The organism is Thalassomonas actiniarum, from assembly GCF_000948975.2.
In the GTDB taxonomy this organism is placed as follows: Bacteria; Pseudomonadota; Gammaproteobacteria; order Enterobacterales; family Alteromonadaceae; genus Thalassomonas; species Thalassomonas actiniarum.
Genome location: NZ_CP059735.1, coordinates 573,889 through 587,501, shown reverse-complemented (window position 1 = coordinate 587,501; position 13,613 = coordinate 573,889). Strand labels below are relative to the sequence as shown.

Sequence of the window (13,613 nt, the reverse complement as noted above, 5' to 3'; positions counted from 1 at the left end):
ATGATTGAAGTACTCAGCGACTCCCTGGCAAACAATTTGATGCTGTCACGCATCCAGTTTGCCGCCAATATCAGTTTTCATATTTTATTCCCCACCATCAACATCGCCTTATGCTGGTTCCTGCTGTTTTTTAAGGTCCGCTACCGGCAAACCGGCAAAGAAACCTGGATGCGGGTGTACCGTTTCTGGGTCAAGATTTTTGCCCTGACCTTTGCCCTCGGGGTGGTCAGCGGCATTACCATGAGCTTCCAGTTCGGCACCAACTGGCCCGGTTATATGGAAACCGTCGGCAATATCGCCGGCCCCTTACTCGGTTATGAAGTGCTGACCGCCTTTTTCCTGGAAGCAACCTTTTTATCTGTGATGCTCTTTGGCATAGGCCGGGTATCGGACCGCGTCCATACCCTGGCGACCTTAGTGGTGGCAGTCGGCACCACTATGTCGGCCTTTTGGATTATCGCCTTAGATTCCTGGATGCAAACCCCGCAAGGCCATACCATGATCGACGGAGTCGCCCATGCCACAAACTGGTGGCAGATCATTTTCAATCCCTCCATGCCCTACCGCCTGACGCATATGTTACTGGCTTCCGGGCTAACCGCCGCCTTTTTTATCGCCGGGGTCAGCGCCTATCGCTTGTTGCAGGGAGATCCTAAACCCGCCCCCAAGCTTGCGCTGAAAGTTTCATCTACGGTGGCTTTGGTGCTGATCCCGCTGCAAATTTTTGTCGGGGATCTGCACGGCTTAAATACCCTGAAACACCAGCCTGCAAAAGTGGCCGCCATGGAAGGTTTGTGGCACAGCGAAAGCCATGTGCCCCTGATACTGTTTGCCGTTGTTGATGAAGCTGAAAAAACCAATCATTGGGCACTGGAGATCCCCAGTCTCGCCAGCTTAATTTTAACCCATAAAACAGACGGTTATATTAAAGGATTAAATGAATTCAGCGGCGAGCACCCGCCGGTAGCTCCTGTCTTTTACGGCTTTAGGATCATGGTCGCCACCGGTTTACTGATGCTGCTCACCGCCGCCTTGTTAGTGTATTACCAATATTTCCACAGCGGGGCTAAGCAAAGTACTCAGCAGCAGAAAAATACGGCTCAAGGCCTGCCCCGCTGGCTGTTAAAACTCACCCTGCTCATGACTTTTTCCGGCTGGCTTGCCACCTTAGCCGGCTGGTATGTCACCGAAATCGGTCGCCAGCCTTATCTGGTCACCGGGGTATTAAAAACAGCCGATGCCGTGACTACGGTGCCTTCAAGCCATATCGCCCTGTCGCTGGCATTATACCTGACGGTTTACGGAGTCCTTATCGTTGCTTATATCAAAACCCTGTTTGTGATGGCGAAAAGGGCCATCGCCCTGGAAAATGATCAGGGGAATAACCAAAAGCCACAAGATAAACAACCTCAGAAAAAATTAACGGGAGAGCAAGATTATGCCGCTTATTGATAACGACTGGTTGCCCCTGGCCTTCGTGATATTGATGGCCCTTTCATTTTTAATTTATGCCGTGCTCGACGGTTATGATCTCGGGGTCGGCGTTTTGCTGCCGATGCAGGACCAGCAACAGCGCGATACCATGATCTCTTCTATCGGTCCCTTCTGGGATGCCAATGAAACCTGGCTGGTACTGGCCATCGGCTTATTGCTGATCGCTTTTCCCCAGGCACATTCCCTGGTCCTGCAGCATTTGTATTTACCGGTTTCTTTTATGTTGCTCGGGCTGATCCTCAGGGGCGTGGCTTTTGATTTTCGTACCAAGGCCGCCAGTAAAAACAAAAAAAGCTGGGATTTAGCCTTTAAAGGCGGCAGTATACTCGCCACTTTGATGCAGGGTTATATGCTCGGCCGTTATGTCATGGGCTTTAGCGACACCAGCGCCAGCTATGCCTTTGCCGCCCTCAGCGCCATTTGTGTCACCGCAGGTTATTGTTATATCGGCAGTGCCTGGCTGGTGATGAAAACCACGGGCAAATTACAGCAAAAAGCAGCAAGCTGGTGTTTTTACAGCGCCCTGCTGACCGCTTTAGGCATCATCGCCGTGTGCCTGACCAACCTTTTAATCAGCCCGGAGATTTTCGATAAATGGTTAGGTTTGCCGCAAGTTTTTATTTTCCTGCCGCTGCCCTTGCTATTTATGATCATTTTCAGTGTCAGCTGCTTTTACCTGAAAAAAGTGCCCCACCCTGACGATAACGGCTGCTGGCTGCCCTTTGCCGGCGCGGTACTGGTTTTTATCCTGTGTTTTTCCGGCCTCGCATACAGCTATTTTCCCTATATTATCTGGCAAGAGCTCACCATATGGCAGGCTGCCAGTGCCCGGGAATCACTGCAGTTTATTTTTTACGGCGCGGTCGTGGTGTTGCCCACCATAGTAGGCTACACCATTTTTTCTTATAAAGTCTTTTGGGGCAAGGCCAGCAAGTTAAACTACTACTAAGGCGGAGCATGAAAAAACCGCCTTTTGAAAGGACGGGAAAAGAGAGATAAAAACAAAAAGGCAGCACCTTGGCTGCCTTTGTTTTTATCTGGGTTATTCGCGGTCGGGATCTATGCCCTGATTGATTTTCGCCAGTCGCTCGACATGCTTATGATGGGCTTTTAATGCCTTGTTGCCAAAAACCCCGATAATGGCCAAGATAGGGATCAACAAAGCCAGAGTTCCAGGTTGTAGTAAGTGAAAAAACCATTCCATCATTCATTCCTTATTCTTGTTATCAGATTGCCCGGCCCTTTATGATGCTTGAAGCTTATTCCTCGAAGTAAGTGCCCCAACCATCGTAATCAACATTACATTGTTTGGCCAGCTGGTACATGGTTTTAGCTTCATCGAAAATAATATCAAAATCAAGCGCCTGTTCGGTAATAATATCGAAGGCAAAGATCTTCTCGCCGGTTTCCAGTTCGGCCTCTTCCGGCTCTTCCACGTCAAAGCCCATTTTAAAGGCGGTGACCGCCGCCTTTTCCAGCAACTCAAAATCTGTGCTGGCAAAGTGATGTTCTATAGTATGGTGTACTTCTTCATTGGTGCCGTCTTCGATCAATTCATTAATCAGCGCTTCGGTATGTTCCCGCCAGTGTTGCAGTTCTTCATCATTCATAATTTCTCTCTCACCTTATTTGTTCGCTTGCGGTAACTCGGTACCTGCTTCATGGCTGATTTCATTGATTCTTTTTAGCATCTGACCATGGGTCTTTTGGGCGAGTAAACGAATACTCTCCCTTTTGTCACAGTCCAGCTCTATCGGCTCCTGGAATTCAATAATCATTTTACCATTATTCCAGCGGTTTAATTTGATCACGCCATGTAAATTACTGACACACACCGGCACAATCGGCACATCCGCCTGTACTGCGGTGCGAAAGGCCCCGGTTTTAAAGGGCAATAATCCACGCCCGTTACTGCGCGTCCCCTCGGGAAACAACCAGACTGACAACTTCTTTTCCCGAATTTTTGCTGCGGTTACGGCAATGGTATTCATCGCCTTAGAGCTATTTTTCCTGTCTATCAGAATATTACCGGTTAACCAGTACATTTGCCCGAAGAAAGGGATCCATTTTAAACTCTTTTTACCGACACTGACGGTATTTTTCGGTACCGCGCCGCTGATAGTAAAAAGATCATAGTTGTTTTGATGATTGGCAATATACACCGCCGGGCCCATTGCCTTTACCGAATCCGGCATACGGATTTCCACTTCCAGGCCGATAATTTTTGAAAATCTACCTAACACTAATGAAGCCAAATGAACATTGTTGCGATGAAAAGGCCGTAACAAACTACCTACGGTCGCCACAACAGATAATAACACTAAGCCTAAAGCCAATAGCACGAGTCGAATAACAGCTAACAAAAAAACCACCCCGTAATAAATTAAGGTGGCAAGTATACATGTAATTGACCCCGGAGCTAAACCTGAAAGTAAGATCTTTTAGACAAGGCGGCATTTCCCCCGAGATCCCGGGCCCTGCGCCGGGTTCCTTCCCTTTCTGCCCCCGGATACTGCAAATAAATTTCCCGCCTGGGCAAGCAAAAAAGTCAGCCTTAGCTATAGTTAACCTTGCAGGAAAAATAAGCAAACAATATTAAAGACAACAAAAAAGCATTAAACCCGGGTAATAAAAGATGAAGTTATTAGCGCTCTCAATAACAGGCTTTACTGTGCTATCTTATGGCGTAGCAGCACAAGTGTTACCCGAAAAAACCGATGTCACCACCGCTAACTCCCTGCTCAGCATTCAAAAAAGCATCGACTCTGCCAGCAGCACACCGAAAAAGAACTCGGTTAACTTACCGGAAAAATATCTGGACTCAGCCCGGCTTGCTGCAGATAACGGCGAAAGCCGGCTTAAATTCAACAATAACCTATCCAACAGCTGGTCATGGAACCCCAGCAGTATCGATTTCCGCCCGGAAGCCATGTCGGCCGCAATCACTACAGATGCAAACTTTCTTGAAAAACAAGTATTGCAGGACCACAGCCAACAGCCATTATCCCAGTTAAATGTCAGCTACCAGGGTAAGCGGTTGAGTGTGCAAACCGGTTTTTCAACCGAACGCCTTGAGCATGACCAGGGCAACAAATTCTTCCTGCAGGGATCATACTCTCTCTGGTCGTTTAACAATTTTGATATTGCCGTCACCGCAAAAATAGAAACCCTGGATAAAGACATTATCCAAAGCTATTACCCGGTAGAAAATACAACTTTAGAGATTAATCAGCTCAGCACCAATAAAACCCTGGGGCTCATAGGGACCTTTGACTTAAGTAGCCGCTGGAAAATGATCGGCGCCATTACCACCACCTCTATCGGTTCAGAAATCACCAGCCCCCTGATTGAAAACAATACCTTCAACATGGCGCTGATTGGCACCACTTATTCCTTCTAAAGCCTATTGAGCACTTTGACGGTCAAAGTGCTGCCCCGATGTTAACGGGGGTCGGTTTCCTCAATACCCGCCTGCTGCAAATGACTTTGATAAAAGGCCATTAAATGGGGCAAATGGCTAAAGTCAAACAGGTCGCGAAAATTTATCCAGTCCAATAAACAAAACAAACATATTGCCGGGTAGCGCCATTGACCAAACTGATCTGCCGCCACTTGCTCATCCAGCGTATTCAGGATTTTATCCACCCTTTCGTTTTGCAGCTTAAAGAGTAATTTGTCTTCACCGACATCAAAACCGGAACGTTTTGATATCAGCAAGGTGACAAAAGAATCGCTGGCGGCATCGATCAGGGTCAGCCAGTTTTCCTGCTCCCAGCTCAGCTGCTGATGGCCGAACTTGTGCGCCAGGTAACGGTAAATCACCCGGGAGTCATAGATATTGTGCCCTTGGTCAATTAACACCGGGACTTTCAGGGCAGGGTTGTTGGCGGTTAAGGTCGCCCTGTCATCCGGGGCAAAAATGTCCAGATTGATAAATTCATAATCCTGCCCGTGCAAATATAGCCGTATCCGGCGGACAAATGGTGAGGTCGTTGATCCCAGTAGTTGCATGTTAGTCCCTGTTAAGCTTAGTTTCGAATAGAGAGTTCAAGTAAAGAATTTCGGGTAAATAATATCAGGGAATAAACTGCTAAAAGCAAGTGATGGCCGCAAGTTCAGTAACTATTACAAATATCGGCGCTCTTAATTTTCCTGCTGCCGCGCCATACGTCCTGTGCAACGCTCCTAAGCATCCCTGCTGCCGCGTCATACCATACGTCCTGTGCACCGCTCCTAAGCATCCCTGCTGCCGCGTCATACCATACGTCCTGTATATAAAAAACCCGTTATAACATCAGCTATAACGGGTTTTATCATGCATCAAGGACAGCTTTGGTTAGAATAATTCTTCATCCAGGGCAAACAAGGGCTGGCTGCCTGATTTGGCGGTAGCGATCAATGACACCCTGCGGGGTAATATACGCGCAAAGTAATAACGGGCGGTATGCAGCTTGCTCTGATAAAAGTCATCGCCACTGTCAATTTTATTCAGTGCTTCCTGTGCCATACGCGCCCAGGTATATGCCATGGCGGTATAACCAAACACATGAAGGTAGTCGTTAGCGGAAGAGCCCAATTCATTGGCATCCTGTCCCGCTTTATCAAGCAGGTACTGGGTCAGCTCGGCTAAATCCGCCACGGCGGATGTCAACGGCGTTATAAACTCAGACATCTTGTCATCGCTTGTCTCCTGGATATAAGCCTGTACTTCCTCCAGGAATATCTGCATCAGTTTGCCGTTGGAGCCGGCAACTTTTCTCGCCAGCAAATCCATGGCCTGAATACCGTTGGTGCCTTCATAAATCTGGGCGATACGGGCATCGCGTACCAGCTGCTCCTGTCCCCATTCACGGATATAGCCGTGGCCGCCAAAAATCTGCTGACCGTGAACCGTGCTTTCGAAACCTAAATCGGTAAAAAACGCTTTGGCCAACGGCGTCATCAGCGCCGCCAGGTTTTCACCTTTTTGCTGCGCTTCACCTTCGCCATAGGTGGCAATATCAAGCTGCATAGCGATATAGGTGGATAACGCCCGTGAACCTTCGTTTAACGCCTTCATATTCATCAGCATACGGCGGACATCGCCATGCACCATAATAGAATCGGCTTCTTTGTCGCTGTTTATGGCGCCGGTTGCCGAACGACCCTGAATACGGTCTTTGGCATATTCCAGTGCATTTTGGTAAGAGCGCACCGCCGCCCCTATGCCCTGGATGCCAACCCCGATACGCTCGAAGTTCATCATGGTAAACATGCAGGCCAGGCCTTTGTTAATATCGCCAATCAGATAGCCTTCGGCATCATCAAAGTTCATCACACAGGTGGCGGAAGCATGTATGCCCATTTTATGCTCGATAGAACCACAGCTGACGCCATTGGCTTCACCCAGGTTGCCGTCATCATCCGCCTTGATTTTAGGCACTAAAAATAAAGAAATGCCCCTGGGACCCGCGGGGGCGTCGGGTAATTTGGCCAGCACCAGATGAACAATATTTTCGGTTAAGTCGTGCTCGCCGCCGGTGATAAAGATTTTATTACCTGTAATACGATAGCTGCCGTCTTCCTGCGGCACCGCCTTAGTGCGTATGATCCCCAGATCAGAGCCGGCATGGGCTTCGGTCAGACACATACTCGCCGCCCATTCACCGGCATACATGCGGGTTAAATACTTCTCTTTTAATGCTTCGCTACCGTGTTTGGCCAAAGACAAACCCGCACCTGCGGTTAAGCCTGGATAAAGGGAGAAAGAAATATCCGCCGAACATAACATTTCTTCGTGCAGGGAGGTGATCATTTTCGGCATGCCCATACCGCCATATTCAGGATCTCCGCCTAATGCGGTCCAGCCCCCTTCGGCATAGGTATTAAAGGCCTGCTGATAACCGGGTGCGGTAGATACCACGCCGTCATCGAAACTGACGCCGGTTTCATCCCCCTGACGGGCAATCGGCGCGATTTCCTGCTCAGCTATTTTGGCACACTCTTGTAAAATAGCGTCCGCCGTTTCGCGATCGACATGCTCGGCCAGCTTAGGTAATTTTTGCCATAATGCTTCCGTCTTAAAAACGTCATACAACAAAAAACTCATATCTTTTAGGGGAACCCGATAGTCAGCCACAAAACCTCTCCAAAATAAAACACACGATTAAAACACCTGTTTCAAATATATCTTTTTATCGCTAAATGTAAAGTCAAATCTGGTGATTAACTGTCTTAATTAATAAAATTACGTTAGGGTTAATACGTTAAGTATAGAAAAGGTAACACCTTATACTGTGCATAGTTTTAAATTTTTCCTCTGGCTAAACTTGATCATCGCCGGTAATAGTTTCGCAGAGCAATTAAAGTTCAGCCGCCAGGAGCAGGACGACAGTTTCCAGTTCCATTACCAGTGGCAAGATCACCAGCGGCAAGTACAGTCTCTCGACTTTCAGCTCACAAAAGTCGCCCTGTTCGAGCGATTCAGGCATTTTCGCGCCTACAAAAACGAACTGGCAGAGAAGAATGTCCACAAGGCCATCCGCAAGCATTTACGTAAAGAACCGATAAAAGGTGTACAGGTTTATTTTCGCCAGCAACAGGGCAAGAGTTATATCGATATTAAAGGCAGGGACAGCGATAAGGTTGAAGCGGCCTATAGCCAGATAGCGAAGCTGGAGCAGGACTTTTTCAGACAATACTTAACAGACAATTTTTATCACAGCTTTGTCACCCATGATTTGATCCGGGGAGTAAAGCCTGACCACATCAGCATCGCCGATGCTTCTGTCGACGATCTCAGGCCGATGAAACAGTTAATACTGGATAAGGTTTCCCTTCGCAATATCCGTCAGGTCACAGAGTTTGTCCTGGGCTTTGTGCAAAATATTCCCTATTCCACCTTAGAATCCAGGGTAACTTCCTCCGGCGCCGGTTTTAATACGCCGTTAAAATTACTGTGGCAAAATCAGGGAGATTGCGACAGCAAACTGACATTAACCGCCGCGTTATTGCGCACCCTGATGCCAAGAATAAAAATGCTGATGATCTATATTGACCAGCACGCTTTTATCGGCATCAATATTCCTTTTATGGCGGGAGAGATGACCATCACCGAAGACAACCTGACTTATGTGCTGGCAGAGCCCACAGGGCCGGCGCTGTTAAAACTTGGCGTGATCGCCCCCGAATCAGAACAGGCCATTCTCCAGGGGCGCTATACCACCCAGGCTTACCATCCGCAAGCGATACCAGCCGGAGAAGAGCAGGAAGAAGAGCCACCCCAGGCAGAAACGGAAGCTCAGGCCGAAACGCTTATTCCCTAAACTTCAACGCCTTTTACCACTTCCAATATGGCACTGCGCAACACATCCACTTTCACCGGTTTGGAAATATGTTTATTCATACCGACAGCAAAACTTTTCTCCCGATCTTCATCCCTGGCATGCGCCGTCATGGCAATAATAGGCAGCTCACGGTACTTATCTTGTATGCGTATTTGTTTCGTTGCGGTTAAACCATCCATCACCGGCATCTGGATATCCATCAGGATCACATCGACCTCATGCTCTGCCAGCGACTCTATTGCTTTTTGGCCATTGTCGGCAATGATCACACTGGCCTGCATATTGGTCAGCAACTCGCTGGCCACCATTTGATTCACCAGGTTATCTTCCACCAGCAACACCCTGATGCCGCTTAAATCAAGATTGTCCTCCGCTTCTTGCGCAAACGTTTCAACAGCGGTTTCTTCAACCGGGGCCGTCAGTTGTCGCTGAAAGTGTGCTACCAGCGCATGCAAACTATTACGGTATAGAGGCTTTTCCAACAGCAAATAAGGAATTTTCAATTTATCCAGTTGCTGACTGGTTTGTTCGGTGATTTCCGTTAACATCGGCTGACAGACCCCGAGCAAAACTAAATTTTCCCGTGATTTCGCACTAATTTCCCGGACAAACTCATCGCAAGCACTCATCAGATACTCACTTTCCAGCAGTAAGATCTGCTGCCGGTCAAAACCGTCAAGCCCTTCAATACACTCGATCATCCTATGCTGCCAACCGATACTCTTTATTACCGCCAATAAAGATTCCGGCAGGCTAAACCCAAGGGTACATAATGTGATATTCTGCGCCACTTTTTGCTGCGGTTCATCGCCATCGACCCGGGTAAAAGGCAGTTCAAAACTAAATTCACTGCCCCGGCCAAACTGGCTTTGCAGGCTGATACTGCCGCCGAGTAAGGTCACAATCTCCTGGCAAATAGATAATCCCAATCCTGAGCCGCCGTATTCCCGGGTCATGGATTCATCCGCCTGGCTAAAAGCATCGAAGAGTTTGCCCTGTTTATCGGCTTCAATGCCAATACCGGTATCTTTTACCCGGAACAATACCCAGAACTGATCTTTACTTTCCCGGGTTAGCTCAACACTCAGGGAAACGGCCCCCTTGTGGGTAAATTTCACCGCGTTGTTCAATAAATTCACCAGCACCTGCACCAGGCGCATTTCATCGGTTCTGACAAACCTGGGTACATCTGCTTGAATATCCACGGTAACCGGCAGATTTTTCTTGTTGGCAAGGATCACATTAAGCTTAAGTGCCTTGTCTACCATAAGGTCCAGGTCGGTTTTTTCCCGGCTGATCACCATTTTACCCGCCTCTATTTTAGACAGGTCCAGCAACTGCTCGATCAGGTGCAATAGAGAGGAAGCGGCATTGGCGGCATTATCCAGGTAATGCTGCTGGTGGGAGTTTAACCGGGTTTTTGCCAAAAGAGACATCATGCCCTGGATGGCATTGATCGGGGTGCGGATTTCATGACTCATATTGGCCAGGAACTGGCTCTTGGCCTCATTGGCCTCTTCCGCCTGCTCTTTCGCCTGTTGCAGCGCACTTTGAATGGCATACTGGTTGGTCACATCCCTGAAAATACTGATGGTGCCCAACTCAATACCGGTCTCACTGAAAAAATTACGGCTAAAGAGTTCAAACGTCTGCTCTGCGGATTTGATGATCCGCTGGTGACCGTTTATTTCATTTTCCGGATTAGGCTGGCGGGCCAGTTCAGACATCACCTCACCCAAGGCAAGCGGTAAAAGTTGATGGGCCTGTTGCCCGAGGATACCAAATTCACTTTGACTGACAAATTTTTCAAAGGCGCGGTTACAGCCGATAAGCTGCCCGCTGGGATCATTAAAAATAATCAACTCGGGAATGGCATTCATCACCGAGCGCAGCAGCGCGTAATCCCGCTGGTGTTGCTCACTTTTTTCAAGCAGGGCCTGGGTTTTTTCACTGACCCGGGAGTCCAGTACCGCGTTTTGCTCTTTTAACTGCTGCAATAAACTCCGGTTCTGGCTGAAAATATCTTCGACAATCTGAAACCAGTGTAGCCAGTCGGCAGTAGGTTTCACTTTACCGGGATCCCCCTGGGCACAGTTTTCGATATGGCTGATAAATTCGGTGGCGGGTTTGATAAAAGTGGTTCGGGTCATAAAATAAACCAGGCCGAGAAAGGCCATCAAACCGGTAAACAACACCGAAAAAATAAAGACAAAATTATCAAATACCGGCGAGGTAAAATCATGATAGGGTTGAAACTTCAATAATGTCCAGCCATTGACCGCTAAGGTATGCTTTTGCACCAGCCACTGGCCGACTTTGGCGGAATCCGGCAACTGGTCAAATTCTGCGGCGGTCAGGGCGGCGATTTCTTCGGGAATAATATCCGACCAGGACAGGCCGTGGGAAACATTTTCCGACTCCTGACTCTTATAGGTTAAAACTTCTTTTTTCTCATTAATCAATACCATGCCATGTCCGGGAGCAGACAGTTCAGGCAAGCTTTTCTGCATGCTTTCCAGATCCATGTCCATCACCAGGGCACCGATAAACTGCTGATCCCGATAGACCCCTGTGCCCAGGGAAACCTTCATGGTTTTGCTGGCGGTATCCCGAAAAGGCGGAGACCAGTAGAATTTCTTATTATTAAGGCCGACTTTTTTAATTTGATAGACATTGCCGCTGGCCAGCAACTTGTCGGTATAACGCCAGTTTGAACGGCCAAGCCAGGGATATAAGTTAATAAAACGATTGATGGATAAATAATAAAACCAGGTGGCGTCGGGATTGATTTTATGGGCGGTAACAAAGGCCGGCGTCAGTGCACTCGCCATCGCCAGCTCCTGTCTCATCGGCAGATCAAAAGATTTTACAAAACCTGTGCCGGTAATGTTGCCGCTGAGTAATTTTCCCTGGTGCACTACATCATGGGCAGGCATATCCAGATAATACTGCTTGCCTTCCTGGATAAAACGCGGCGGTTTAACATTTAATTCCTGCGGATATTGCAAATAATAATTGGCAAAGCGCTGGATACCGGTGATCGCCTGGACACTTTGCTGTAACTTGATATTCAGGGCATTCGCCTGCCTGGTTAAATCCGACAGCAAACGCTGTTCGTGTAAGTTTAATTCATTGAAATAACGAAATGATGCTACCGTTAATGCGGCCACCGCAATAACAAAAAACACTATCAATACCGCGGTATTATATCGACTAAATACCTTATTTTTCGAACCTTGGTAGGGCAAGCTGTCAACCTTGGGCTGGGATAGATAAACAAATTGTTATTAAAGTAAAACACTCGCTAAGGCGATACAAGTTATTTAGTCACCCGCCGCTAATATCGGCGGGTGACTCCCTGTCTAAGCTCACCATTAGCGCATGTTTTTATAAGCCGCTTATAAATTTTCTTCGGCAAAAGATGCCAACCGGCTGCGCACAACGCCGTTAAGGTTGATGGTGGTGCTGCCGGGAAAACTTTTAAAGCGCTCGACGATATAGGTTAACCCAGAAGTGACCGCGGTAAGATAATTACTGTCTATTTGCGCCAGATTGCCGGAGCACACCAGCTTAGTGCCTTCACCGCAGCGGGTAATGATGGTTTTCAGCTGGGAGGCGGTCAGGTTCTGGCACTCGTCCAGCAATACCAGGGCATTTTGTATGCTGCGCCCGCGCATAAAGTTCACCGACTTAAACTGGATATTGGCCTTGTCCATAATGTAATTCAAACTGCTGTTCATGTTTTCATCCTGCTTATGCAGCACTTCGAGCGAATCGGTGATCGCCGCCAGCCAGGGGGCCATTTTTTCTTCTTCAGTGCCAGGTAAAAACCCTATCGACTCGGCAATTTCCGGGGTAGAACGGGTCACGATCACCTTGTCGTATAAACCCCTTTCGATCACTTGCTCTAAGGCCGACGCCAGCGCCAGCAAGGTTTTCCCGCATCCCGCCGGACCTGTGAGGATCACCAGGTCGATATTGGGATCAAGCAAGGCATCGAGCGCCATGCCCTGGTAAATATTTTTCGGCTGTATACCCCAGGCATTTTTCGACATCAGCCGATCCCGGCCGATATCCAGTATCGCCAGTTTCTCTTCATCCCAGCCGGTAACCTTGCCGGCGAAACTTTCACTCTCATCTATCAGGTACTCATTGATATAAGTTACCGGGACGATTTCACGGTCGACAAAATGGGTGGTATTGCGTCCCTCGGTTTCACTTTCACAACTTTTAATTTTTTCCCAGAAGTCACCGTCAAATTTGTGATAACCCTTGGTCAGAAAACGGATATCATCGATCAACTGGTCGGTACGGTAATCTTCAACATGCGCCAGGCCGGCCCCTTTGGCCTTTAACCGCATATTGATATCTTTGGTGACTAACACCACCCGCTTCGAGGATTTTACCGCCTGGATATGCAGGGCTGTATTGATAATGCGGTTATCGTTTTCATTAAATGACAAGGTGCCTGAAGTTTGCTCCAGGGTATAGTCGTTAAAGATAGATAAACAACCGCTGGGGTGTAATTCATCGGTTTGCGGTAATTTTACTCCGGCAAGAACTTCTTCCGGACTCGCCTGGGCCAAGGTGTCTTCCAGCGCCCGGATGGCGACTCTGGCATCACGGCTAACATCTTTGCGGCGATCTTTAATGGAATCGAGCTCTTCGAGCACCGTCATCGGGACGACGACGTCATGTTCCTGGAAGGATAAAAAAGCGAAAGGTTCGTGCAGTAAAATATTCGTGTCTAAGATATAGATAATTTTTTCTTCAATCATATAGGCATTCCCAGCA

General features: G+C 48.0%; 11 protein-coding genes. 4 read left to right on the top strand and 7 right to left on the bottom strand.

Going from position 1 to position 13,613, the window contains the following annotated elements; translation table 11 throughout:
* Positions 1–24 precede the first annotated feature (24 nt).
* Together SG35_RS02605 and SG35_RS02600 are read left to right on the top strand one after the other, a co-directional pair.
* Positions 25–1,452 carry a cytochrome ubiquinol oxidase subunit I gene (locus SG35_RS02605; RefSeq protein WP_044832213.1) on the top strand — a complete coding sequence of 476 codons (1,428 nt, stop codon included), beginning with the start codon at positions 25–27 and terminating at the stop codon, positions 1,450–1,452.
* Entirely contained in the window at positions 1,439–2,443 is a 1,005-nt protein-coding gene (locus SG35_RS02600; protein ID WP_044832185.1) for a cytochrome d ubiquinol oxidase subunit II, read from the top strand. The genes SG35_RS02605 and SG35_RS02600 overlap by 14 nt, the downstream gene beginning before the upstream one ends.
* Positions 2,444–2,536: 93 nt before the next feature.
* On the opposite strand, the gene SG35_RS02595 is transcribed toward SG35_RS02600, so the two are convergent.
* From SG35_RS02595 to SG35_RS02585, 3 genes are read right to left on the bottom strand one after another with little or no spacing between them, the layout of a single operon-like run.
* Complete coding sequence (locus SG35_RS02595; RefSeq protein ID WP_160298262.1) at positions 2,537–2,701, bottom strand: hypothetical protein; 165 nt, start codon at positions 2,699–2,701, stop codon at positions 2,537–2,539.
* Between the two features lie 52 nt (positions 2,702–2,753).
* Complete coding sequence (gene rraB, locus SG35_RS02590) at positions 2,754–3,104, bottom strand: ribonuclease E inhibitor RraB (protein WP_201777778.1); 351 nt, start codon at positions 3,102–3,104, stop codon at positions 2,754–2,756.
* Between the two features lie 15 nt (positions 3,105–3,119).
* On the bottom strand, positions 3,120–3,737 hold the full coding sequence (locus tag SG35_RS02585) for a 1-acylglycerol-3-phosphate O-acyltransferase (RefSeq protein ID WP_337993191.1): 618 nt from the start codon (positions 3,735–3,737) through the stop codon (positions 3,120–3,122).
* 392 nt (positions 3,738–4,129) lie between these two features.
* Here SG35_RS02585 and SG35_RS02580 point away from each other — a divergent pair, with 392 nt between their 5' ends.
* Complete coding sequence (locus SG35_RS02580) at positions 4,130–4,894, top strand: MipA/OmpV family protein (RefSeq protein ID WP_084692653.1); 765 nt, start codon at positions 4,130–4,132, stop codon at positions 4,892–4,894.
* Between the two features lie 41 nt (positions 4,895–4,935).
* Here the strand turns inward: SG35_RS02580 and SG35_RS02575 are convergent, their stop codons facing one another.
* On the bottom strand, positions 4,936–5,505 hold the full coding sequence (locus tag SG35_RS02575) for a glutathione S-transferase family protein (RefSeq protein ID WP_044832182.1): 570 nt from the start codon (positions 5,503–5,505) through the stop codon (positions 4,936–4,938).
* A 325-nt stretch (positions 5,506–5,830) separates the two neighbouring features.
* On the bottom strand, positions 5,831–7,612 hold the full coding sequence (locus tag SG35_RS02570) for an acyl-CoA dehydrogenase C-terminal domain-containing protein (protein ID WP_044832181.1): 1,782 nt from the start codon (positions 7,610–7,612) through the stop codon (positions 5,831–5,833).
* Between the two features lie 157 nt (positions 7,613–7,769).
* Between SG35_RS02570 and SG35_RS02565 the strand changes: the two genes are divergently transcribed.
* Positions 7,770–8,798, top strand: a complete 1,029-nt coding sequence (locus SG35_RS02565; protein WP_063888643.1) for a hypothetical protein — start codon at positions 7,770–7,772, stop codon at positions 8,796–8,798.
* Here SG35_RS02565 and SG35_RS02560 read toward each other — a convergent pair.
* The gene (locus SG35_RS02560; RefSeq protein WP_044832180.1) at positions 8,795–12,067 is read right to left on the bottom strand and encodes an ATP-binding protein; all 3,273 of its coding nucleotides are present in this window, start codon (positions 12,065–12,067) and stop codon (positions 8,795–8,797) included. The two genes, SG35_RS02565 and SG35_RS02560, sit on opposite strands and share 4 nt — an antisense overlap.
* A gap of 150 nt (positions 12,068–12,217) precedes the next feature.
* Complete coding sequence (locus SG35_RS02555) at positions 12,218–13,597, bottom strand: PhoH family protein (protein WP_044832179.1); 1,380 nt, start codon at positions 13,595–13,597, stop codon at positions 12,218–12,220.
* Positions 13,598–13,613 lie beyond the last annotated feature (16 nt).